The 24,961-nt window shown below is 37.8% G+C and carries 13 protein-coding genes; 5 read left to right on the top strand and 8 right to left on the bottom strand.

What is annotated here, in order from left to right; genetic code table 11:
• The first annotated feature begins 27 nt into the window (after positions 1-27).
• The 4 genes from ACQ76T_RS11555 (at position 28) to ACQ76T_RS11540 (ending at position 4,866) form a co-directional block, all read left to right on the top strand.
• Positions 28-441, top strand: a complete 414-nt coding sequence (locus ACQ76T_RS11555; protein ID WP_431343442.1) for a helix-turn-helix domain-containing protein — start codon at positions 28-30, stop codon at positions 439-441.
• A gap of 157 nt (positions 442-598) precedes the next feature.
• Positions 599-3,865: a DEAD/DEAH box helicase gene (locus ACQ76T_RS11550; protein ID WP_431343441.1), complete on the top strand. Its 3,267-nt coding sequence runs from the start codon at positions 599-601 to the stop codon at positions 3,863-3,865.
• A gap of 22 nt (positions 3,866-3,887) precedes the next feature.
• A complete protein-coding gene (locus ACQ76T_RS11545; protein WP_431343440.1) occupies positions 3,888-4,316 on the top strand; it encodes a hypothetical protein in 429 nt (142 codons plus the stop codon).
• A 64-nt stretch (positions 4,317-4,380) separates the two neighbouring features.
• A complete protein-coding gene (locus ACQ76T_RS11540) occupies positions 4,381-4,866 on the top strand; it encodes a hypothetical protein (protein ID WP_431343439.1) in 486 nt (161 codons plus the stop codon).
• 101 nt (positions 4,867-4,967) lie between these two features.
• On the opposite strand, the gene ACQ76T_RS11535 is transcribed toward ACQ76T_RS11540, so the two are convergent.
• Genes ACQ76T_RS11535 through ACQ76T_RS11500 form a run of 8 tightly spaced genes read right to left on the bottom strand, consistent with a single transcriptional unit; the run spans position 4,968 to position 22,816 of the window.
• The gene (locus ACQ76T_RS11535; protein WP_431343438.1) at positions 4,968-5,504 is read right to left on the bottom strand and encodes a hypothetical protein; all 537 of its coding nucleotides are present in this window, start codon (positions 5,502-5,504) and stop codon (positions 4,968-4,970) included.
• On the bottom strand, positions 5,501-6,751 hold the full coding sequence (locus ACQ76T_RS11530) for a condensation domain-containing protein (RefSeq protein ID WP_431343437.1): 1,251 nt from the start codon (positions 6,749-6,751) through the stop codon (positions 5,501-5,503). The genes ACQ76T_RS11535 and ACQ76T_RS11530 overlap by 4 nt, the downstream gene beginning before the upstream one ends.
• Positions 6,748-8,019 (bottom strand): condensation domain-containing protein, encoded by a 1,272-nt coding sequence (locus ACQ76T_RS11525; RefSeq protein WP_431343436.1) that lies wholly within the window; start codon positions 8,017-8,019, stop codon positions 6,748-6,750. Before ACQ76T_RS11525 ends, ACQ76T_RS11530 begins: the two co-directional genes overlap by 4 nt.
• A gap of 19 nt (positions 8,020-8,038) precedes the next feature.
• Positions 8,039-10,441: a glycosyltransferase gene (locus tag ACQ76T_RS11520; RefSeq protein ID WP_431343435.1), complete on the bottom strand. Its 2,403-nt coding sequence runs from the start codon at positions 10,439-10,441 to the stop codon at positions 8,039-8,041.
• Complete coding sequence (locus ACQ76T_RS11515) at positions 10,434-11,216, bottom strand: alpha/beta fold hydrolase (RefSeq protein WP_294328922.1); 783 nt, start codon at positions 11,214-11,216, stop codon at positions 10,434-10,436. Before ACQ76T_RS11515 ends, ACQ76T_RS11520 begins: the two co-directional genes overlap by 8 nt.
• A complete protein-coding gene (locus ACQ76T_RS11510; protein ID WP_002977699.1) occupies positions 11,207-11,506 on the bottom strand; it encodes an acyl carrier protein in 300 nt (99 codons plus the stop codon). Before ACQ76T_RS11510 ends, ACQ76T_RS11515 begins: the two co-directional genes overlap by 10 nt.
• Complete coding sequence (locus ACQ76T_RS11505) at positions 11,494-15,759, bottom strand: beta-ketoacyl synthase N-terminal-like domain-containing protein (RefSeq protein ID WP_431343434.1); 4,266 nt, start codon at positions 15,757-15,759, stop codon at positions 11,494-11,496. Before ACQ76T_RS11505 ends, ACQ76T_RS11510 begins: the two co-directional genes overlap by 13 nt.
• A gap of 19 nt (positions 15,760-15,778) precedes the next feature.
• A complete protein-coding gene (locus ACQ76T_RS11500) occupies positions 15,779-22,816 on the bottom strand; it encodes an SDR family NAD(P)-dependent oxidoreductase (RefSeq protein WP_431343433.1) in 7,038 nt (2,345 codons plus the stop codon).
• Positions 22,817-24,082: 1,266 nt separating this feature from the next.
• On the opposite strand from ACQ76T_RS11500, the gene ACQ76T_RS11495 reads away from it, so the two are divergent.
• A complete protein-coding gene (locus ACQ76T_RS11495; protein ID WP_431343432.1) occupies positions 24,083-24,931 on the top strand; it encodes an alpha/beta fold hydrolase in 849 nt (282 codons plus the stop codon).
• Positions 24,932-24,961: the final 30 nt, after the last annotated feature.

Below are 24,961 nucleotides of genomic sequence, written 5' to 3'. Positions count from 1 at the left end.
TTTAACTCTTTATAATAGATGATGAATATGGAACATAAAATACATCAGGGACGCAATGTAAAACGATTTAGGGAAATGCTGGGCATCAAGCAGGAAGCATTGGCTCTTGACCTTGGGGACGACTGGAACCAGAAGAAAGTTTCTCTGCTGGAACAGAAAGAAATTATTGAAGACCCTTTACTGAAAAGGATTTCTGAAGTATTGAAAATTCCAGTGGAAGCATTTCAGAATTTTGATGAGGAGCAGGCGGTGAATATTATTTCTAATACGTTTACAGCCAGCGATAATGCTACAGGTTTTATGTATAATCATTATCCTACATTTAATCCAATGGATAAAATTGTGGAATTGTATGATGAAAAGGTTGCTCTTTATGAAAGGATGCTGAGGGAGAAGGATGCAATGATGGGGAGATTGGAGAGGTTGATTGAGAAGGGATAATTTGTTTAAGATATAAAAAAGGTTCAGCATGTGTTGAACCTTTTTTTATTTAAACAGTTCATGAAAAATTTTTATCCATAACATTATGGTAATCCGTAATGTTAAAGTATATGAATAGTGTATTTTTGTTAAATTAGACACGCTAATAACATGATATATGAAAATAAAATTACCAAAATTAATTAGGGAAGAAAAATTTGATGGTGCATCAAAAAAAAATATAATAAGACATTTACTCTTAGAAGAAGAAGTAAAAGATGTTGAGATCATAACAGTTAATGACAAAGGATTTCATGTTAAACATAAGAATGAAAAATACTTTTTTACTACAGATAAGAATACTGATGAAAAGGCCGATAACATACTGTTAATTGATAAATTTACACCATCTGACTTAACTAACTCTACTATTGAGGTAATTAAATGGATAAAAAGTTCTCACAAAAACTATGAACCAAAAGATGTTATCGACAGTTGGAAAGGTAATTTTAATTTTAAAAAAGAAGATATTGAAAAAGGAATTCCTGGATTGCGGACACCGCAAATAGGAGCAATCCATCATATTTTAGGACACTTTACTAATGCAGTTGATATTGCAAATGTAGTTTTACCAACAGGTACAGGAAAAACAGAGACTATGTTATCTGTTTTAGTTGCTAATCAATGTGATAAGTTGTTAGTGACTGTGCCATCTGATGCCTTAAGAGGACAATTATCAGAAAAATTTATTACTCTTGGATGGCTTAAAAAGAAAGATAAGGATAATAAAAGTATTTTGAATAATGAAGCTATGTTTCCAATTGTTGGGATATTGAATTCTGGATTCAAGTCAATTGATAAACTAAAGGAATTTATTAGTAAATGCAATGTTGTGATTACAACAATGAGTCTAATGGGTAAAGCTGAGGAACTCGAAATAATAAAAGAATCATTTTCACACCTATTTGTTGACGAAGCGCATCATTCAAAGGCAAGCAATTGGGATAAATTTATAAGTTCCTTTAGTAAAGAAAAAGTTGTTCAGTTTACAGCTACACCATATCGAAATGATGGGGAAATTCTTAATGGTAAAATAATTTATAATTTCACATTAAAAGATGCTCAAGAACAAAACTATTTCAAGCAAATAGATTTTGTACCTGTAAGAGAATATGAATTACAAGATGCTGATGAAAAAATTTCAGAAGTTGCTATTAAACGCCTCAGGGAAGATTTAGAAAAAGGTTATGACCATATAATAATGGCAAGATGTAATAACCAGTATAGAGCAGATGAGGTTTTTAAAAATTATTATGAGAAATATTCCGACTTATCTCCTGTTGTAATCCATTCAGATATTGAAAATCTTAATTCTGTAAAGCAAAGTATTGTTGATAAAAAACACCGAATTATTGTTTGTGTAGATATGTTAGGTGAAGGGTTTGATTTACCCGAACTAAAAATAGCTGCATTTCATGATGTAAGGAAGAGTTTACCAATTACATTACAGTTTGCGGGCCGATTTACAAGAACAAACAAGGATAACAATTTAGGAAATGCTTGTTTTATAGCAAATATGTATCAACCAAAAATTAAAGATGTTTTAAGTATGTTATACACAAGAGACTCAAATTGGAATACTATTTTGCCAAGCTTAAGTTTACAGGCTACACAGGAACAAATTGATTTAAAGGAATTTATGCATGGGTTTGATAATTTAGATGATTTTATTATTCCTTTACAGGAAATAAGACCTGCTTTTAGTACTGTCGTCTATAAAAATAATACAAATGATTGGAACCCTTCAAATTTCAAAGAGGGAATTAATGGTTATGAAAGTTATGATTACGAATTTTCGGACATTAATAGAGAAAAGAAGATTATAATCGCATTATTAGGAAGTAAAAAGGCTGTTGATTGGACTAAATCAAAAGATGTCTATTCAGTTGATTGGGATATTTATATAATTTATTGGGAAACTAAAAACAATTTACTTTTCATTCATTCTTCAGATAAGGGCACTTTACATAAAGATTTAGCCAATAGTATTATTGGTGAAGATTCTATGTTGATTAATGATAAAGATGTTTTTAAATCTCTTTATCAAATTGACAGATTAAAAGTTTTCAACTTAGGTCTCCGAAAAGGGCTTGGAAAAGATATTACATTTCAATCTTATTATGGTAGAGGTGTTCAAGATGGATTATCATTATCTGAAGAAAAATCAGGAATTAATAATAATCTATTTGGGAGTGGTTTTGAAAATGGGGAAGTTACCTCAATTGGAGCATCAAGGAAAGGCCGGATTTGGTCATACTCAAGAGGAACTGTAAATGCTTTTGTTAATTGGTGTAATAAAATTGGTGAAAAGCTTTCAAATAAAGATATTGATGGTAATGATATTTTATTGAAAAATACAATCAAGCCACAAAAGGTTTATGAAAAACCTGATGCTGTAGCAATAAGTGCAGATTGGAATCCTAAGATGTATCGATCTGAAAGTACTATAACTTTTAATATTAATGGAAATGATAGATATGATTTATCCAATACAGAATTGGATATAGTTATCGATGAAAATTCAAAAAAGATAGAATTTAGTTTAGTAACTGATGATAATAAAAGAATACCATTTGAAATCAAACTATCAAAAAAAACAGTTGGTACAGAAACGGAATATTTGTTTGAAGTTGAAAAGACTAATAAGGCAATAACAGCTAAAATAAATATTGGAACAAAAACTTTAGAATTAGAAAGTTTCTTTACAGATAATCCTCCTCTTATCTGGTTTCACAATGGAGGATATCTATATCGAAATGATTATGTGACTTTTCAAGAAGACATTTTTGATTTTCCACAAGATGAGCTTATTGATTGGGAATGGAAAGGTGTTACAATCAAAGATGAATCAGAAGGATTTGGAGAGCCAAAGGAAACATCTATTCAATATTTTTGTATTGAAAAATTTATTAAAGAAGATTATGATATTGTATTCAATGATGATAACAGTGGTGAAATAGCGGATATTATATTAATAAAGGATAAGGGGGAAAATATCAAAATCGACTTATATCATCTTAAATTTGCTTCTGAAGGAAAAGTCTCTAATGAGGTGAAAAATCTCTATGAGGTTTGTGGACAAGCTCAGAAATCCCTTATATGGAGACACAAAGATAAGAATGAGGATTTATTTAATAGATTATTAAATAGAGAAAAGAAAAAGAATAAAAGCAGATTAACTCGTTTAAGGAAAGGTACAGTTGAGGATTTGGAAAAGTTATTGACTCTTTCAAAGTTAAAACCTTTATTATTTGATATTTATATAGTCCAACCAAGTATCTCAAAGAAAAAAGTATCTAAACCAATTCTAAGTTTATTAGGAGTTACAGCTAATCATTTAAAGAAAGAAGGCAATATTGATTTAAAAGTAATCACTAGCCAGTAAATTTAGGTTTGAATTAAAATATATGGAAACTCAATTATCAGAAATAATTACAAAAGAAATTTTTGACAAACAAAAGGTTGGTCTAAGTGGTGAGTTTTTTGTTGCTGCTGAATTGCTAAAAAGAAATTTTCAAGTTTCTTTAACTTTTGGAAATGCAAAAGCAGTTGATATAATTGCATTTAAAGACGAATTATATCCTAAAAAGATTCAGGTAAAAACTTTAAGAACACATAATGCATATACAGTAGATAAAAATAAATTACTTGGGAATTATTTTGTATTTGTGATACTTAATAAAATTGGTCAACAACCAATATTTTATGTTATAGATGGGGAAACAATTAATGCAAATTTGAGAAGATTTTATGGTTCAAGTATTGATTCAAAAAGAGAAACAATAAATTATGGTTCTTTGAAAATTTATAAAGATAATTGGAAGGTATTAGAATAAAATAGTTTAAAAAAAAGATTTAGATTAACCTTACCAATATTTTCAAATAATTAAAATTTAAACTATGTTAACCAAGTTAAAAAAACAATTGTCTGGAGTTGCGGGTGAATATTATGTTGCAGCAGAATTTACACGAAATGGACTCTTAGCGGCTATTACTTTAAGAAATTCTAATGGTGTTGATATCATGGTAACTGATGAAAATGGACAACATCAATTAGCGATTCAAGTTAAAACAACACAAGGAAAAAAGAAGTGGCTTTTAACAGCAAAAATAGAACATGAAATAAATGCATCAGAAAGTAAATATTTTGTTTTTGTTAGCTTACCTATGGATCGATCAAAAGCACCAGAATATTCCATAATTAAGGCAATAGACTTAGGAGCATTTATTAAAACATCTCATCAGAATTGGTTAAGTAATCCAGAAAAAAACAGAAAAGATATCGGTGTTCGCCAATATGAAGAAAAGTATGCATTGGAAGCTGGTTATAAAACATTTAATGAATTTACTTCCTTTGTTGAATTTATTAAGGAGAAAATTATGTAATATAATTATTAATAATAAAATATAATATTATACTTTACAAATGAATCTTCAGATTTATAACTGAAGATTTATTTGTATAATTTAATGAGTTAATAAGCTTTTTAAGCTATAATCTCAATCCTCCTACACATCCACCTCCTCAACCTCCACACCGGCAAATACACAAACACCACAGATAAAATCCCAGCCAGTGTTCCCACAACAACAGCCATCGCCGTAGCATCCAGCTTATAATCCTTAGAAAAATTATACTGCCCTAAAAAAAGCATAGCTAATACCAAAGAACAGGTAATTAAGCCATGCAGAATACTCAGCTTGGTCATTAACTTTTTAATATTCAATTGCTCATCTACGGTAAACTCAATGGCGCCTTGTCCAGCGGCATCGGTTACTCTTTTGATGATGTCTATGGTGAGGACAACGGGGAGAAATAAGGCCATGGGTAGGGTAAGGCGGGCCAGATTTTGTTCGCCGGAGAAAAAATGGGTGTAGCCTAATTCTTTGAAGCTGGCATAGGCAATGATGAAATTGAAAAATACATTGGGAAGGACATAATAAATTGTACGCTTGATGAGAAAGCGTTTAAGGGTAGTTTTTTTGAGCTTTTTAGGCGGTTTCGGCTTAAATTTCAATTTCATGAGGTGGTCATTAGCGCGATGGCTTTCTCTTTTATTTGGGCGGCTTCTGCTTTGGGAAGGAAGTCTTCGTTGGACAAAAATATAAAATCCATCTGATGGTTGTAGGTACTCGTTGTCAAAGTATTTGAGTTCAGCCATGGGAAGGCTACCGTAGGACTAAAAATGGTTTCAATGCTGAAGTTTTTATACTCATTAGGAATATTAATCCTGCCCATATTGGATAAGGTCACATCATGGCCGCCATTGCTTGATTTAAGCATGGAGATCATACGGTCAACAATCGGGTGCATCTGTTCACCCATCCAGAGCAGTTCGCGGGCTTCCATTTTTCCTATTTTCTGAACAAGGTCTTCTTTAATGTGTTTGGCATTGTTCAACAGATCGGAACTTCCTTTTTTAATCGCAAGGTCAACCGTTGGGGCAAAAGCAAATAAATGATCCTCTTTGATCTCCGGAATAAAATGACGCACATCCACCGGACTAATGACTTTCCCTTTGGCATCTTTGCCTTTTACCTCCTGGAATGCCTGCATAAACGCAGAACAAAGCAAAGCATGTACGGAAACCCCATTGGCTTTACATCTTTCAGTGATCTGAGATGTGGTGGCCGGATCCAGTTTTTGGTGAAGCACATAGTTGTGTCCAAGATTTCTCTTTTTGCTTTTTTGCTGTAGCATAAAGAAGAATCTGGCAAAGGTCAGATAAAGTTTAGCCTTGAACTTCTTACTTTTTACATTAAAGTTGGAAGGGAGAAATTCATCTACAGAAGTGAAAGGCTCATAAGGTTCTAATTCCAAAGCAGGGTTGTCCAAAAGCTGAAGGAGTTCCTTCATTAAAGTCACTCCTGTGGTCCCATCTGAAATACAATGAGGAATGGCCCAAAATACTTCAGATACATCTTGCCCTCTTACCCAAACTACACGGGCTAGTGGTGTTTTTTCTTCTTCAAATAAAACTTTCCATTCTTTTTGAGATTCTGTCAGCCAGTCCTCGTCTGTTTTTCTTTCTACAATGCGGAGTGGGATAGGAGCAATCTCTTTTTCTTCTATAAAAAAGGGATATTTCTCAGTTTTAGAGTCTATAACCACTCTTAATAGTGCATGTTTCTGCTGGATTTTTTCCAGAGCAGTTTTAAAATTCTGCTCCGGAAGTTCTCCTTTTATTTTGGCTGCAAATATACAATTTACGGGGGTTTCGGGATCTACATACATGATCCTTTCCACCATCATTAGTTTTCTTTTGATCATGATACAGCGATATATTCCAGTTGGGTTTTAATGATCTGCATGACTTCATCACGGATGGCCATGGCATCGGTATACGGTAGATACCCTTCACTTCCTACAAATGAAAAATCCATTTTCCCACGGTAGGTAGAAACGACCAGTGTAGTGGTATTACCCAGCGGACCAATAACCGATGGGCTGAAAATAGTATCTACACTAAATTCTTTATACTCATGAGGGATCTGAATACGTCCCAGATTGGAAAACATACAGTCATTAGATGATTTTCCGTTCTTTAACAGTTTCGTGAAATTATTCAACGCATCATGTCCGGATTCCATCACCATCATGGTAATATAAGGGTCTAGTTTAGAGGTTTTACGTTCTACAGAAGCCTGCATCGCATGTAAATTCTCTATAAAGCTCAGTTTTTCATTGGCAGAAACTACGATCATCAATCCAAAAGCAAAAATATGATCGTTCTTCACCTGAGTAGCAAAACGTCTGATATCTACAGGACAGGACACTTTATTGAAAGCTCCGGTTCCTTTTATTTTCTTGAATGCCTGAAGTAAAGCGGCACTTAAAAACGTATTCACCGTAACCCCATTGGATTTACAATAGGAAATCAGTTGCTGGCTGATGGTTTCGCTTACTTTCCAGCTGATTAAATAATCATTTTGACGGTCAATAGCTTTTTTACCGGTAGGAATCACCTTAATGGCTGTAGCTGCTAATCTTCCAATGAATTTGGCTTTTAATTTTTTCTTCCGGTTGTTTAAAATATTCGCCGGAACTACATCCTGAATGCCTAAAATAGGACTTTCTATTCCAATATCAGCTTTTGGATTATCCAATACCTTTAAAAATTCATACAGGAAGGCCATTGCAGAACCACCATCGCATAAACAATGGTGGAACGCAAATAGCATGTCAGAAACGTCTTCCCCCTTGATCCAGACAAACCGGATAAGAGGCAATTTTTTAGGATCGAATAAAGTATTCCATTCCCTTTTGGATTCTTCCTGCCACTGATCTTCTCCTCTTCGGGCAATAATTCGCACCGGAATGGAGATCGGGTTTTCAGGAACATCAAACCAGGGGATATTTTTATCATCGTGAGCAATAAGCGCTCTTAACCACGGATGTTTTTGTTGGATCTGAGCCAAAGCCTGCTGGATATCCTTTAATGCAAAGGTACCTCTGAGTCTGAAAGGGATCACCGCATTGAACGGTTCTGTTCCGTCTCCCAGTAACATTCGTTCGCCAAATAACAATCTTCTTTTCATAGGTAGATTTATAGGCTTATTATACAGAAGCTAATGTGGAATTTTCCTGTACAAAGTTTTCCAACAATTCTACAGCTTTATCATTACCTCCGGCAAGATGGAAGGTATTTTGAACTTCCTGAGCAGCAGCTCTGTATTTAGGGTTTTCCAATAATTCAAAAACGGTTTCACGAAGAGCTTCTACACGCAGTCTCTTGTATCGGATACTGATTCCACAGCCTGCCTGCTCAATTAATTTCGCAATATGGAAATGATCATAAGCGATAGGCGTGATCAACATCGGTAATCCGTTACGGAAAGTATCATTTACGGTATTGAAACCACCGTGGCAAATGACCATATCCATTCTTTGCATCACCGCAGATTGAGGCACGAAGCTGTTCACAATAAAGTTTTCCGGCCATTCTTCAAAGATTTCTGGTGGAGTAGCGGCAATCACCGTTACCGGCTGATCTTTAAATGCTGCAATGATCTTTTCAAAGAAAGCTTTTCTGATGTCTACCAACAATGTTCCCAGCGATACGAAGATCTTTGGAGTGGTAGAAGCATTTAATTTATCCCAGTCAAAAGGAGCGTCGTTGGGACGACCTTTTACAGGACCTACAAATTTCATATGCGATGGTACTGTATCAAAACCGGCAAAGGCTTGTGACGTAAATACCATATTCAGTTTATGTGAATGGATGTAAATACCTTCCTCATGAATGCCTACTTCTTTTTGCAGATCTTTGATGAGGTTTTGCTGCCATTCCCAGATTTTAGGGGCACTTTTTTCAGTATCTCCCATCACGTCTGGCGGAACAGGGGTAGTCGTTACACAAGGGATATTATGTTTGTGAGCGAAAAGCGCACCTCCGAAAGTGATACAGTCATTCACGATCACATCAGGCATCCAGCTTTCTGTTAATCGGGTTAATCCCGGCATCATCATTTTGGCAAAAGGAACATACGTTTCTTCCAGTGCTAATTTCATCACTTCAGGACCTGAACAAGCTGGTCCGTCATCCTGTCTTTTTAAAATACGGGCAATTTCTTCCTGATACGGAATAAGATCTTCTTCAGGATAAAAATAAGAACCTCCTTCCGGAATATGTTTGCTGTCTAAAGGCGTAATTCCGAACCATTTTACTTCATGGCCACGGGCAATCAGACTGGCACCCACACTTAATGTAGGGCTCACGTGTCCGAAAAACGGTGGAACAACGAATAAAAATTTAGATGGTTTTTCTGGTTTTGAAGCCTTTGTGATGGCTTCTTCCAATAAATTAGCGGCTGTAGATGCTCCTCCTGCTTCCATAAAAGATTGTCCTACTTTTTGAGCTGCCTCACGATAGCTCGGGTTATTTAATATTTGTTGTACTGCCTCTCTCAGATGATTGGCTTTAAATCTGTTGAAATTAAGTCTTTCCCCTGCTTCTGTACGCACCACACGTCCTGCAACGTGCGACTGGTCATACGCAATAGGAATCACGACTAAAGGAATCCCATTGGATAAAGTTTCAGAAACGGTATTGTGACCGCCATGGCAAACCACACCATCAAGATGAGGTAACAGATCCAATTGAGGAACCTGCTGATACACCATAAAGTTATCCGGCCATTGCTCGAAAAGCTGTGGATCAGAAACAACGACAACAGTTAAATCTTCCTCTTTAAAAGCGTCAACAACCTTTTGGAAGAATGCTTTTTTATGATCGTGATCGAAAGTAGTTCCGATGCTTACTAAAATCTTTTTGTTGGTGGCATTTTTCAATCTGTCCCAATCGAATTCACAAGAGATACGACGCTCGGTAAGAACCGGTCCCGTGAATTTGTATTGAGGTTCCAGATCTTCCATTTCCCCAAAGAAATAATTTGAAGTTAAAACAAGAGCTAAAAGATCTGAAGTTGCTAAAGAACGTTCTTCATTGAAGCCTAGTTCTTTCTGTAGATCAATGATCTGATTCACTTCCCATTCGTGAACTTTAGGCAGTTCATTCATGATTTTAATGGCAGCCGGAGCGGTAACGGAAGTCGCACAAGGAATTCCTAATGCTTTGGCTGCTACCGGAGCGGCAAATAACTGGTGGTCACCGATGATTAAATCGGGTTGGTATGTTTTTAATAAAGCAACAATTCCGTTATAGCAATGTCTGTTCAGTGGAATAAGAACTTCTTCGTAAAGGAACTTCACGCTGTCTATTCCGTAGACTACTTTTTTGGAAATAATATCGAGATACTGTTCGCTTTCTTTTTTTTCTGCGTCGGTCTGATCGTACTGGATCAGTAACAATTTTCCGCCCTCCGGAAGTTTAGCCTCTAAAGTCGGGTCAAGGCTGATCCATGCTACTTCGTGCCCTCTTTCCAACAGAGTAGCACCGATGCTTAGGGTAGGGTTGACATGTCCTGTCAAGGGTGGAACTATAAATGCAAATTTAGCCATGGTTCTTCGTTAAAATATTAGATAAAAACTGAGCGATCGTCTCTGCGATAAGCTGAGGTTCCTGAATCGGAATATTGTGATCGCCGGAGATTAATTCAAGTTCGGACGAACCGATTTGAGTCTGGAGCCATTCTCCTGTAGGTCTGCAATTGGAATCAGCACCGTAAAGCAATAAAGTGGAAGCTGTCAATCCATTGAAATCGGCTTCACCAAGGAAATGTTTTTCCTTAATCATATCTGCTTTGATGCTGGTTTGATTAAACAGAAACTCATACATACGATGGTTCTTTTCCATTTGTCTTTTGCCCATCTGCACTTTGGTAGTATCTGTAAAATTGGCTACATAATGCTCAAGGAATTCCTTGCTGTACTCATCAATGATATTACGGGCTTTTTCGTCCTGAGGATCCGGAGCTTCCATCACTACCAATTGATTAACACGTTCAGGGTATTTCAATGCTGTTTTTAAAGCAATAAGACCTCCGAAGCTATAGCCTACAAGATGTACTTTTTCCAGTTGAAGGTGATCTATTAAACCCATCAGATCGGATGACATATTTTCAAGGTCGTACCCATCCAAAAAGCGTTCACTCATACCGTGACTTTTCAGATCGTACATCACCACATGGAAATGTTTTGCCAGAATAGGGGCAATATTAAAATAATAAATGGACAGGTTACTGAACATACCGTGGATTAAGACCACGGTTTGTTCTGCTCCTTTATTGAGTTCCTGTATATGAACTTGTCTGTTATTGACAGTGATTATTGGCATTCGTAGATATAATTGATGATCATACTAAGGTCAAGATTAATAAGCTGGTCAAGATCCATAGAAGATAACCAACCTGTAAAGTCGATCTGATCGCCAAAATGCGCCTTGATCTTTTCAGAGAAAGAGACAATCTCGATGCTGTCCATTTCAAGATCTTTGGTGAATGAACTTTCCGGAGTAATGTCCATCTCCTCTACAAATTCAGCACCTATCACTTCAGTAATAAAACCTTTTAATAAAGTAAAAAGTTCTTCGTGGTTCATTTTTAATGTTGCGTTTACAGTGTCCATCCGATAATATAATTTTTATGTTTAATAGTTTTGATTTCAATGTTGTTGATCCACAAGTGATCGTCTTTTATTTGTTCTACTTCGAAGGCTTTTGGATTTCCTTTCAATCCGGTTCCTAAGAATTTTCCGTAGGCTTCTTTGGCTACCCAGAAACGGGTGGTCCATTCTGCCTGATCTTTTCCTTTTAATAAGGCTAATTCGTTGTCTGTAAATACCAGATCATAGAATCCTTCGCTGCGTTCTTCCATAAGCTCCATATCGATTCCTACAGATTTGCCATATCTCGCAATCCCCACAGCTTCTTTTCCTTTGTGAGCGAGTGAAATATGAATGTCTTCTGTAAAATCACTGATGAGGTAAGGTTTCCCCACTTCATCGGAACGGATCTCAAAGGTGATCGGGAAGCAGGCATGATTTTTTTCCTGACGAAGAAGGTTTCTCACGGCATCTTTCACCGCAACACGGCTAACCATCCAGTTTTTCTTCTTGTTGGGTAATAATTGTAGGTGATGTTGTTTTTCCGTCTGGTTGAAATATCTTTTCAGGATAAAATCCCATGAAGCGACTCTGGTATAGGCTTGGTGGAAGAAAAATACTTCCGGAGCAATCTCTTCAGAAAGACGGTTGTGCAATGGTGACATGGAAACATTCCATAATGCGGCATCAATTTCCAGCCTTCTGTTCTGCCAGCCTGTGATGGCACACCATACTTTTCCGTCTCTTTTCAGGATAATATTAGCAATGGCAAACTCATCGTTAAGCTCGGTCTGCATACAGGTGCATTCAAAAATACCTTCCTGATCGTGCATGTCTCCGAAGAATTCAATATCTCTGATCTTCACCGGGAAGGCGATACGGTCTTTCACTAATGTAAGCTGTAACCAAAGCCCGAATAACTGTCCGGCATTATCCAATAGAGAACCTTTTCCGCCATTTCCTTTGATCTTTCCTATAATTCCTTTAGTTCCAACCGCTGAAACTTCAGTAATTCCCTGGTATTGATCGCCATGGAACATGTGTGCATCATAGATTTCTTCAGGAGTTCTTTCAATCGGTAAAAGATCACCAATGGAAAGATTGAAGGTTGGAGTAGCAATCGGGCCGGATTTTAAGGTGACTTCTGCATTGGCAAAGTTCTCAATATCCAGATACGCATGATTTTCACCACGCCATTGTCCTTTCACGGTTTTCTCGAAAGGCTGTGCCACATTCATCCATTGGAATACACTTACATTCATAATTTTATGAACCTGTGTTCCCGGAATTTCCGCTTCTGCAATTTCTGCTAACTGTTCAAAGATCATAGTCATCGGAATAACCGGTTCCATATCGGCTACATGAGCCCATCCTTTAGGCTGTCTCAATAAGCTGTGATCGATCAGGTAAGGATGACTTTCCAGCGTTACATACAGATCTTTTGAGAAGGTTGTACTTCTCGGTGCTTGTGGAGCAGCATATTGTGCTACAGGAGCAACCTGAGCAGGACGTGGAATCGTAATCTCCGGACGGTTCTGGAATAAAGTCAATACTTCTTCCTGCATACGGATCATATCATTCACATTGTCCTGGAATGCCTGTACCAGCGGATGACCACTTTTGGCAGTCATGGCTGAAGCTGAGGCAGTGTATTGTTTTGGTGTTTCAAAGGCTTGAGCTAAGGCTTTTACTTCTTTAAAGTTTCTGATAATAGGCGATCCTAATTCCAGTTTAATGCCTTTTTCTGATGTTTTTTTTGATTGTTGTTGAAGCTCTAAAAAGTCAAGAGCAATTGTTTTCCCTTCTACAAATAACGAAGCGACAACACGTTGTAATTGCGCCAACGCAGAACGGGCTGGAACACTGGAAGGAATGGTGCTGAATGCTTTTCCTTTCAAGGTATCATCAATAAATCCGATCAGACCTCCAGTACCCACCTGAATGAATACTCTGGCACCTTCTTCGTATAATTTATCTGTCAGTTCACGGAAACGAACAGGTTCAACCAAATGCTCAGCGCTTAGCTTTCTGATCGCTGCCTGATCTGCAGGATAAGGTTCTAAAGTCGTTGCAGACCATAACGGAATCTTCGTTTTCTGGAACTGTGCTTTTTCCATTCCGGCAAGGATTACATCCAGTTTATCAGCGATAAATGGCGAGTGGAACCCAGATTGGAAAGGCAGCACCTGATGGAAGATCTGTTTTGATTTTAATAACGGAACCAATTCATCCAATGCGGCATTGCTACCACAAAGAATCACCTGATTAGGGCAGTTGTCGTTAGAAATATACAGGTCTGAAATTTCAGTAATAAAAGGCTGTACAACATCAATTCCGGCTCCGATGGCAATGAATTTAGAATCTTTTAATTCAAAAGTTTCAGGATTCAATACATCAATTAAAGCTTTTACAGAATTGGCTTCTGCTAACTCTGATGAATATCCTGCCAGCCATTCTCCTAAACTGTGTCCTGCATTCATATCCGGGATGATTCCCAGTTTTTTTAATGAATTATCAAGGATACTACAGTTGTTGAAGATGTTTAAAGCATCGGTTAAAAGACCTTCACCTTCAGTTTCTATAGGCGCTGTTAATCCGAAATAACGGCTCACACTGTCTACTTCACCTTTTGCCAGACCATCCAAACCAGGGAATACAAAGGCAACTTTGCCACCATCTTTTAATAATGGGGTAGAAGTGTACCAAATGTCCTGTTTGTTTTTCCAGATCAGGTTTTTAGAAACAATTTTAAGGGCTTTTTCCACTCTTGCAGGAGTTGGATCGAATATCGCTACTCTGAAATCTCCTTCTCCTAAAGTGGTATCGTTATTTTGTAATGCAGAAACCAATTCTGCATGAGTAGGTCTTGCCAATAGCAATACTCTGTCTTTTTTAGGCATATCATAGCCTTCAAGAACAACGTGAGCATTGATTCCTCCAAATCCAAAAGCGTTCACTGCTGCTACTTTTGGAAGTCCTGTTTTTGACCAGTTTTTAGCTTCCTGTACGGGTTCAAATCTTGTATTTTGCATGTCAGCAGTAGGATTCTCACAGTACAACGTTGGTGGTAAAGTATCATGGTGTAAAGCCAGACAGGTTTTAATCAATCCTGCAATTCCGGCAGCCGGCATGGCATGTCCAATATTGGATTTCACAGAACCGATTCCTGCTACCGGAGCAGCTTCTTCTTTCCCAAAGAACTGTGCTAAGGTCTGAAGTTCTGTTTTATCTCCAAGTGGAGTTCCGGTACCATGAGCTTCAAGGTAACCTACTTTATTTTTATCCAGATCAGCATTGATCCAGGCTTGTTCTAAAGCTTTCAGCTGACCTTTTACAGATGGGCTCATCACGCTGGTTCCGTTACCGTCACTGCTGACACCCACACCTTTAATCACTGCATAGATTTTATCCTGATCGCGAACGGCGTCTTCTAATCGTTTTAACACGACGAAACCACAACCTTCTCCAATCAGTAACCCATCAGCATCCATGCTGAACGGTTTGATCTGTTCCTGGCGGGACATAGCTCCCAATTGAGCAAAAATACTCCAGAAAGCAGCGTTTTGTCCGGTGTGAACTCCTCCGGCGATCATCATATCGGAACGACCTCTCTGAAGTTCCTGTACGGCATGATCTACGGCAATTAAAGCACTGGCACAAGCGGCATCCACTGTAAAAGCAACACCTCCAAGGTCAAAGCGGTTGGCAACCAATGAGGCAACTAGATTGGGAATTAATCCCATGGCAGTATCGGCAGCGAAACGTCCTTTGCGTTCCTGGAAAGCATATTTTACTTTTTCAATATCAGCAGAAGATACCTGAGGCAGCAATTCCTGCAATAAAGAGGAAATTTGTTCTCCGGTTCTTACAATTTCAATGGCACGGGTAGCTCCCGGTCCGGTATAGTTTCCTTTCCCGATGACAATTCCTGTCTTTTCAAGGGAAGTATTCTTTTGAAATACTCCAGCATCCTCTAAAGCTTTCTGAACTAAATCAAGGGTCAGTAAATGATCGGGTTCTGTTCCTTCCACCGCAAGGGGTAAAATCCCAAAAGTGGTAGGATTGAACTCATAATCAGAAATAAACCCGCCTCGTTTGCAATAGAAACGATCGACAGGGTTGGTGGCATCGCTAAAATGCACCGGATCTATCCTATCAGCCGGAGCAGATTGGGTAGAATCTACTTTATTGACAATATTCTGCCAAAAAGTTTGGGCATCCTGCGCCCCGGGAAAGACGCAGGATAGTCCAACTACAGCAACATCTGTTTTTTTCATGCTTAGTGTATACAGAGGGTTACCAATTATTTCCTGACATGATAAGCACTTGGCTTTCAGTTCCGTATTTTATTTCGTTAAGGAAGATTTCTTTTCCTTCATCCAATGGGATCATGGAAATTCCTCTACGTTCGTATTCAGATTCAAGGGTGGAAGAAACCATTCCTGCTCCTTTCCAAGGTCCCCAGTTGATGGAGATTACTTTTCCTTTTAATCTTTTATTCAGAGCGTTAGCGTAATCATCCAGTACACTGTTGGCAGCCGCATAATCTGTCTGGCCTTTGTTACCGTATACGGATGCGATACTTGAGAATAACACAACGAACTGGCAGTCTGTACGAAGTTGTTCAGCTAATACACGAAGCGGTTTTACTTTAGTATCAAATACACGTCCGAAAGAAGAGGTAGTCTTTTGTTTGAATAATTTATCTTCTAAAAGACCTGCTCCGTGGATCACTCCATCTAAACGGCTGTATTTTTCATAAATACTGCTGATTAATTGGCTTAATCCTTCTTCGTCACAAAGGTCTAATGATTGATAGATAATCGTATTTCCAAGCGCTTCCATATCACGGATCGTGCGTAGGATCTGATTGTTTTTGTAAACTTTTGTGGTCTCTTTTTCAATTTCAGCAGGTGAAGTAAATTTTCCGGATTTAATCAAGTAAGTTCTGATTTCCTCTTTAGTCTTCATTGCTTCCAATTCTTTTGCAGAAACTTCATTTCTTGGATCTGCCGATCTTCCTACCAAAATATAAGTACATGGATAAGCCTGAGACATATGTTTCACCAACTCTGCAGTGATTCCCTGTGCACCACCAAGTACCAATACCACTGATTTTTGGTCTAACTGAATGTGAGCTTCATTTAAACTTGTAGACAATGGGGAAGGGATGATATCTACCTTATGTCTTGTTTCATTTTTATAAATAACTTCAGCAGGTTTATCGTTGGTTAAGATTTCCTTTAAAGTAATATCAGCAATCTGATCTACTTCCTGAGGAGTACTTAAGCTAATTAATCTGCAAGTCGTATGATCGAATTCTCTTGCCAAACTTTTGAAAAGTCCAGGATAACCCTGATGATGACGTAAAACACTTACATCAGTTACTTCCTGAATATGAGCAGCGATGTCTGAGATTAAATACACCCATTTTGCTTTATCAAAATCTAGTTTTTTAATTAAATCAACATGATCGATGATGCTTGGCTTATCTGTTGCTGAGAATAAATCTAACATGATTAATCCGTCAACATGTGAAAGATCTTTGTCTGTGTCTACCAATTCTACGATAGCTCCGTGTTTTTCCAATTCAGTTTTAATAGCTGAGGTTTGTTGGGTATCATCCTGAGTAATTGCGAAACGTTTTCCCTGCAAAACATCTGTATTTTGTACTGAAGAAGCATCTGTAGGTGTGATGTCAAAACGAAGACGTGATAATACATTGTTGTTTTGTTCAGAAGTTACTTCTTCCTTTACTTCGTTTTTTGTTTCAGTCGTGTCACCGCTCATTTCACTGATCCAGCTTGCTAATCCGCGAAGGGTTTTAATAGCTGCCAATTTTTCCATTACATCATCAGCCTGCTCAAGATTTTCTCCGAAGCCGATCTTGTTTTTAAGATCTGCAATGATCTCCATACGTTTGATAGAATCGATACTAAGGTCTGCTTCCAAATCTAAGTCAAGTCCTAACATTTCTTTTGGATACCCTGTTTTCTCGCTTACGATATTCAGGATAGCGTTTTGAAGGTCTTCTAATGATAAAGCAGATTTAGCTTGTGGTGTTGAAACCACTTCAGCAGCTGTTCCGTTTTTTTCAGGAGCAGTTGTCGTTTCAGCCCCAGAGAATTCAGTAAGCCATGAAACTAATCCGCTTAAGGTTTTAATAGCCGCCAATTGTTCCATCACCATATCTTCATTGGTGTTACCATTGGCTAGTGTACCTAATTCGCTGCGAAGTGTTCCGATGATTTCTACTCTTTTGATAGAGTCGATACTTAAATCAGCTTCAAGGTCCATTTCCATACCCAGCATTTCTTGCGGATAGCCAGTTTTATCACTTACAACCTGTAGTAATAAAGCTTTGATATCTCTTGTAGGAGCCACTTTTACAGCAACGGCAGTAGGAGCCACTGCAACCGTTCTTTCCTGCTGAACTGCTTGTACCGGAATGGTACGTTCAGGAGCAGGTGCCGGCATTGGTGTATTATAAACAGGCATTGGGTTCACCTGAGGATTCTGTCCCATAAAGGAAAGCATCACATCACGTTGTGCCTGTATCATGAGTTTCATGCTGTTTAAATATTCCTGCAACATACGTTCAGCTGTAGATAAGCTTTCCGGTGCAGGAGCTTGCGTATTATGAGTTGTAAAATTGTTCATAGGAATAGGGTTTATGATAGGGAGTGCACCATTAGCAGGCAATGAACCTGTTGTCGGATGTGCAGCTTGTCCGTTAACACGCCAGATGGCAGGGCTTTTCTTGTACAGCTCAGGCTGATTGATATCCACAAGCTGAACGAAACGGCCATCGAAAAGTTTCTCAATATTGAAATTACGTCCGGTTCCTAAATACTGAGCCAACATGCACAGTAAATGGCTGAATTTGTTGCGGCTGCTGTCTTCAACATATAAAGTCAACTGGTCTTTTTCAATACATGATTTTGCCAATCCTGTAAGAACCTTTCCAGGCCCTACCTCGATGAAGATTCTTGCTCCATCGTTATACATTGCCTGCATCTGTTCCACGAATTTTACTGGCTGTACCAGGTGGTCAGTCAATCTTTCTTTGATGTCTGAAGGATTCGGTGGATATACTTGTGCTGTCGTATTAGACCATACAGGGATCTGCATTTCCTGGAAAGGAACGTCTTTTAATACATCAGCATATAATTCTTTTGATTTTGCCAATACTGGACTGTGGAATGCACAGGCAACTTCTAATTTTTTAGCAGAAATTCCTTCCTGTTTAAGAACTTCCAGAAGTTTGGTGATTGCTGGTGTACTTCCTGCAATGACACATTGGGTAGGAGCGTTGAAGTTAACAGGATAACATCCTTCCACCTTTGCGATGATCGGTTCTAAGCGTTCACAAGTAGCACTTGCAGCTAGCATTGAACCCGGATCTCCACCTTCTACTGAATCTAGAATTGACTGGGCTCTTTGAATACTTAAATCAACCAGTTTGTCCTCACCAAAAACTCCAGAGAAACATAGAGCCGGTAATTCACCATAGCTATGACCAGCCAGCATATCCGGAATGATTCCCAATGATTCTAAGAATTTTGCCAATGCAAGATCAACGATTCCTAAAAGCGGTTGTGCCAGACGGGTGTCTTTAATGGTTTCTTTCTGTTGCTTTAAATCCGCTTCATTGAATGTTGTTGAAGGGAAAACTACTTTTTCAAGCTCAGGATAATTGTCGATAATCTGACGCATAGCCGGGAAGACTACGAACAGATCACGAGCCATATTGATTCTCTGACTTCCTTGTCCAGGGAATGTGAAGGCTACTTTACCTTCTTTTTTGTTAACAGTGAAAGTATCTTTTGTCTCAATCCCTAGCAATACTAGCTCGAGCTTCATCATCAGGTCTACAGCGTTATCCGCTACGATGCTGAATTGAATTGGCTTTTCTGAACTGATGCTTAAACTGTAAGCAATATCTTTTAATGGAATTTCATCATTGATTTCCAATAACGTTTTGATCTGACTTGATTGTCCTTTTGCTTCTTCATAAGTATCTCCACGGAATACAAATAATTCTGAAGGCCAGGACTGCATGGCGATAGAGTTATCCTGTTTCGGGTGGTTGGCAATTACGGTGTGGAAGTTAGTACCCCCAAATCCAAAAGCACTGATTCCCGCATATCTGTTTTTCTCAGTCCACAACCCGGTTTCAGCATGGAAAGAGAACGGGCTGGTTTGTGCATTATAATAAGCGTTTGGCTTCTTAAGGTGAAGGGTAGGAGGTTTTACTCCATGGTAAACCGCAAGAGAAGCTTTGATTAAACCTGCTAATCCTGCAGCACACTTGGTATGTCCAATCTGTGTTTTCACAGAACCCAAATGGGTCTGTCCCGGTAATGCTCCTGAACGACTGAATAAGTTAGTCAAGGCACTTAATTCTGTTTTGTCTCCAACAACAGTTCCTGTACCGTGAGCTTCTACCAATCCTACAGTTGCAGCACTGATTCCTGCCTGAGTATAAGCACGCTCAAGAGCTCTTACCTGACCTACTTTTCTAGGTGCTGTTAATCCAAGAGCTTTACCATCACTGGATCCGCCAACTCCTTTGATGACAGAGTAGATACGGTCTCCGTCGTTGATCGCATCTTCATATCGTTTTAAAACGAGGATCGCAATTCCTTCTCCAAGGGCGATTCCGTCTGCTTCACTGTCGAATGTAGCACATCTTCCTTTTCTGGAAAGGGCATGCGTACTGGAGAACATCAGGTAATCATTGATTCCGTTGTGTAAATCTGCCCCTCCGGCAAGAACCATATCTGATTTCCCTAATACAAGTTCCTGGCAAGCTAAGTCTAAGGCTGCTAAAGAAGAAGCACATGCTGCATCTACGGTAAAGTTTCTCCCTCCAAGATCCAGACGATTCGTAATCCTACCTGCGATCACATTAGCCAAAATACCTGGGAATGAATCTTCTGTAGTATGTGGGAAGGCTTCTTTTACTTCTTCGTGAAGTTCTCCGAAGACTTGCTTATAGTATCCTCTGAAACTGTAGCTATTGGCAAGGTCGTTACCGCCTTCAGCACCAATAATTACAGAGATGTTTTCTCTGTTAATATGTTTTTCACCATAACCAGCATCTTCCATCGCACGTTTTGCTACCAATAAAGTCAACAATTGTGTTGGCTCAATAGCAGCCAATGATTGTGGCGGAATACCGAATGCAAGAGGATCAAAATCAATTTTCGGGATGAAACCGCCCCATTTTGAATGAGATACATCCGCTTCGTCTGAATCTGGTTTATAATAAAGCTCTTTATTCCATCTTTCGTCCGGAACCTCAGTGACACTGTCTTTTCCTAAAATGATATTTCTCCAGAATTCATCCAGATTTTTAGCACCAGGGAAAATACACTCCATTCCAACGATGGCAATGTCTAAAGGCTTTTCGCTTGATGTTGGTTGCTCAGATAATTCTGCGTTTTGGATATATTCGTAATTGTTGATACTTACGTTTTGGTGAAGTTCTTCAAGGGTAAGTACTTTATTTTGCATGGTGGCAATCTGGCCTATCATGTACATTCCAAGATCCAGTTGATCATCTTTAGGTATATTTACCAATTGATCTCCCTGGCGTTCAATTCCTTTGGCTGCAATTCTTAAACGGCCTACGTTGAGTTTTTCAAGCTTTTCCCATACTTCTTTTTTATCTGTTCCGGCTGCTAAAAGTTTAGCTTTTTCGGTATTGAAGTGGTTGGCAAATGCTGTATTGAGACAACGGGTTTCATGGCCGGGAGCTGTTTCTAATAAGACAGTATCCTTAGCCTGCATTGCCTGCAACTGGAATTCTTCCTGAATGGCTCCGGTTTGTACGGCTTCCTGAGTGTACAGATAAGCTGTTCCCATCAATACCCCCACTTTCACTCCTCTCGCAGCTAATGGCGCGGCCATGATGGAAACGAATGCTGTTGAGAAATCATTATGGATTCCACCTGCGAAAAATACACTGATATTTTCCGGATGGTCTTCTTTTAAAATACGTTCTATTTGTTTTTCCCAAAGAACCATGCTGGACAATGGACCTACGTGGCCACCACATTCACGGCCTTCGAAAATGAAATTTTTAGCACCTTCTTTAAGGAAAATATCCAAAAGGGCAGGAGATGGAACGTGCAGGAATGTTTTTATCCCCGCTTTTTCAAATACTTTAGCCTGTGCTGGTCTTCCTCCCGCAATTAAAACAACTGGTGGCTGAGCTTCAAGAATGTAAGAAGTCTGTTCATCTCTCAATTCCTGAGGCGCAAATCCTAAAATACCTACCCCCCATGTTTTGTTACCTGCCAGTTCTTTGGTTTCCATTACTAAAGACTTTGCAGAATTACCTTTCAGTAATGATAAGGCAACAAACGGTAAAGCTCCGGCTTCTGCTACTGCATTGGCAAATCCAGGTACATCGCTTACTCGGGTCATCGGCCCTTGTGCAATCGGGTAGGTAATTCCAAGCTCCTGAGCCAATGGATTGTTCTGATCGATCACCTGAAGGGCTTTTGCCTGCTTCAAATGACCATACATGGCTTCTTTAAGTCCGAAAATTAATTTTTTTAGTGTTCTGAACTCCTCATACAGGTCTACTGCCAATGAGATGTCCTGTCCCATAGGAATATAACTCTTGCTCAGATCGAAGCCGTTAAAATATTTTTTAAGATCTTCGGCTGTAGCATTTTCCGGTAAAGCAGGTGAGTTTGGTCTTACCAGTACACGGTGGTTCGCGATGATTTTGGTTTCTGTACCGTTCAGTTTTGAACATACATCTTTTAATACCTTTGGAGCAGAGCATTCAGGAAACAAGGCCAGCTGGCTGTCTAATATAATTCCTGTGGCGCCAAGTGCTTTTACCGCTGCTGCTGTATGGAGTCCTATTCCCCCCTGTACCCACACCGGAATGCTTTTGATTTCACTGATAATGCGTTGAAACAATACAAATGTTGATTCATAACCTACAAGCCCACCAGCTTCATTTCCTTTTACAATGATTCCAGCTGCTCCTGAAAGCTCAGCCTGCCTGGCTTCTTCCAGACTGCTTACCTGATAAACAATAGACAGGCCTGAAGCACTGACTGGCATACCCAACGGAACAATGGCAAATTTTACCTTTTCAGGAATTTGAATTGATATAAAACTGTCATTAGGAAAGCAAATACCATACGATGGTATATCTGTTTGTTCAAGTTGATCTAGTGCGTCCTGAGCATCTTTTAATTCATACCCTAAGTTCAGAACGGGAAATGCACCCGCCTGATGCAGTTTGGGTATTAGATTAACATCCGGCTTTTCAAAGGGAGTTAGTCCAATAATGGTTAAGTTTTTCATGGCGTGATAATTATTGAAATGATAGCAAGAGTCATAACAAAGTGCTGAACTATTCACGTAAAGCAATCATCTATTGTTATGATATAATAAAATTGGTTTTTAAAATATTTTTAACCATAAATGTTATTTGTTGACAATTGTTCAATAATTTATTGATAGCCAATAAATTGATTTGATTGGGGTGTAAGTCCGCCTTTTTGAAAGGGTTTTGCCTTAAAATAGTCAAGTTCTCCATAGCATTTATAAGTATTGAATGATACAATGAAAATCTACAGCAAATCATTATTATATCAATATAAACGGTGATTTGTTGTTGTGAGGGAATAAAAATAATAAATTTATATTATATCTTTAATCATAAATGCAATTTAGTAATAATTTTTTAACAATAACGTTTTAATTATTTAAACGATATTAAAGTATATAATTTATTTTTTTATTCTTAGTACAAAGCGGTTACAATCTCACTAATTACAATTATAAATGATTATAATTAGAGTAGTGTTAAGCAAATATAGGAATAAAATATAAAATATTTCAAAAATAAGAGATTTGTTTTTTTTATATTACGAAAAGATAATATGAATAGCGATGGGGTAAAAAGAGGTGTTTTTCAAATTGAGAAAATGATAAAATATTCAGTTTATTCAGAAAAAACTATTTTTGTTTTTATGACTAGATTAGATGTTAAGAACTGTTAAAGTGAATGTTACAGGTACCACAAATTGGATAAAATAATTTGACTAATCTTTCCTTATTTTTATATATTTCACTTTCTGTATTATTGAATAGCGGGTTTGTTTTAATACTGCTTGATGGATTTTTTTTTTAGAAATAAATCCCTATTGAATGAATCTGATCTTGTTTTTTATTATTTTTCCTCTGTTATTTTAAAAAAAGCATCAATGTGAACTCAATACGTAGATTTGATTGATGAAATTTTCAGTTTATTAATCCTGTTTATTTTTTGTCTTTACCGTAATTTTGTATCTTTGGCTCATTATAAACCACTATCGTATTCCATGGTCGTATGGAAATCGTTTATATATGCCTGTTTTCGCTGATGTCTGATTTATTTTTCAGGTATTATTAAATTCATTAATAAATTGTATTGATCTACTTTTATTCTGCTGGAGGCTTTCTTTGTTTTTCCTTTTTGAATAGTTTTTTATTAAAAAAGAAGATGGTATTCCGTTTTGTGGAATGATCAGACGTTACAATTTATTTTGGATGTGAAGAGAGTATTTAATTAGAAAATAGGAATATATGAAACAGACAGCTGTTTTTAAATCAAATGATCACAAAGAAAATGTGCTGAAGTGGTACAATAATTCTTTGTCTGATTTTAATGGAATTATCAGTCAGGAAATAGTAGAAACTGATTTTGGAAAAACAAACGTACTGAGTTATGGAAACGAAGAGGGTTCTCAATTGGTTTTGCTTCATGGTGCTAATTCCAATGCATCATCATGGATAAAAGATTTTGCTAAGTATGGTAAAGACTATAAGGTATATGCAATTGATGTCATTGGCGAGCCTGGAAAAAGTGATCAAAACAGACTTCCTTACGAAAGTGATGACTACAGTGAGTGGTTGAATGAGGTTTTTCAACAACTACAGATTGAAAATGTAGATTTGATTGGCCTTTCTCAAGGGGGATGGCTTGCTGTGAAGTTTGCTGTGAAATTTCCGGAAAAAGTCAATAAATTGATTCTTCTGTCTCCTGCAGGAATTGTAAATACAGAAGGTAGTTTTATTATGAAAGCGGTGTTGTATTCTCTTCTTGGCGGTTTTGGAAAAAGAAAAATAAACCAGCTTATTGTGGGGAATCAAAAAGTGGATCAGTCCGTTATAGATTTTATGGATTTGATGCAGGCTTCCGTGAATTCAAGAATGGATAGGGAGTATATTTTTTCTGATGATGAGCTGAGAAAACTTATCATGCCTACCTTCTTCATTGGTGGTGCGAATGATGTTATTCGAAACTCGGTAAAAATTAAAGAAAGACTGATGGGGTTGCTGCCTGATTTTACATTTTACATAGACAATGAAAAAGGGCATGTATTGATCGGTTTTTCGGAGAAGATAAAAGCTTTTTTATCGAAGAATGATTAATAAAATGAAAACCTCCAAAAAACAATCTGT

Origin of the sequence: Chryseobacterium sp. JK1, assembly GCF_050632815.1 — a bacterium.
In the GTDB taxonomy this organism is placed as follows: domain Bacteria; phylum Bacteroidota; class Bacteroidia; order Flavobacteriales; family Weeksellaceae; genus Chryseobacterium.
The sequence above is the reverse complement of the archived record's forward strand: the minus strand, read 5'-3'. Positions and strand labels throughout refer to the sequence as shown.

Excerpts from the sequence above, each read along its gene's own strand:
- ACQ76T_RS11555 (WP_431343442.1), top strand. The coding sequence starts at position 28 with ATGGAACATAAAATACATCAGGGACGCAATGTAAAACGATTTAGGGAA.
- ACQ76T_RS11545 (WP_431343440.1), top strand. The coding sequence starts at position 3,888 with ATGGAAACTCAATTATCAGAAATAATTACAAAAGAAATTTTTGACAAA.
- ACQ76T_RS11495 (WP_431343432.1), top strand. The coding sequence starts at position 24,083 with ATGAAACAGACAGCTGTTTTTAAATCAAATGATCACAAAGAAAATGTG.
- ACQ76T_RS11535 (WP_431343438.1), bottom strand. The coding sequence starts at position 5,504 with ATGAAATTGAAATTTAAGCCGAAACCGCCTAAAAAGCTCAAAAAAACT.
- ACQ76T_RS11500 (WP_431343433.1), bottom strand. The coding sequence starts at position 22,816 with ATGAAAAACTTAACCATTATTGGACTAACTCCCTTTGAAAAGCCGGAT.
- ACQ76T_RS11540 (WP_431343439.1), top strand. The coding sequence starts at position 4,381 with ATGTTAACCAAGTTAAAAAAACAATTGTCTGGAGTTGCGGGTGAATAT.
- ACQ76T_RS11530 (WP_431343437.1), bottom strand. The coding sequence starts at position 6,751 with ATGATCAAAAGAAAACTAATGATGGTGGAAAGGATCATGTATGTAGAT.
- ACQ76T_RS11510 (WP_002977699.1), bottom strand. The coding sequence starts at position 11,506 with ATGGACACTGTAAACGCAACATTAAAAATGAACCACGAAGAACTTTTT.
- ACQ76T_RS11515 (WP_294328922.1), bottom strand. The coding sequence starts at position 11,216 with ATGCCAATAATCACTGTCAATAACAGACAAGTTCATATACAGGAACTC.
- ACQ76T_RS11550 (WP_431343441.1), top strand. The coding sequence starts at position 599 with ATGAAAATAAAATTACCAAAATTAATTAGGGAAGAAAAATTTGATGGT.
- ACQ76T_RS11505 (WP_431343434.1), bottom strand. The coding sequence starts at position 15,759 with ATGAAAAAAACAGATGTTGCTGTAGTTGGACTATCCTGCGTCTTTCCC.
- ACQ76T_RS11520 (WP_431343435.1), bottom strand. The coding sequence starts at position 10,441 with ATGGCTAAATTTGCATTTATAGTTCCACCCTTGACAGGACATGTCAAC.
- ACQ76T_RS11525 (WP_431343436.1), bottom strand. The coding sequence starts at position 8,019 with ATGAAAAGAAGATTGTTATTTGGCGAACGAATGTTACTGGGAGACGGA.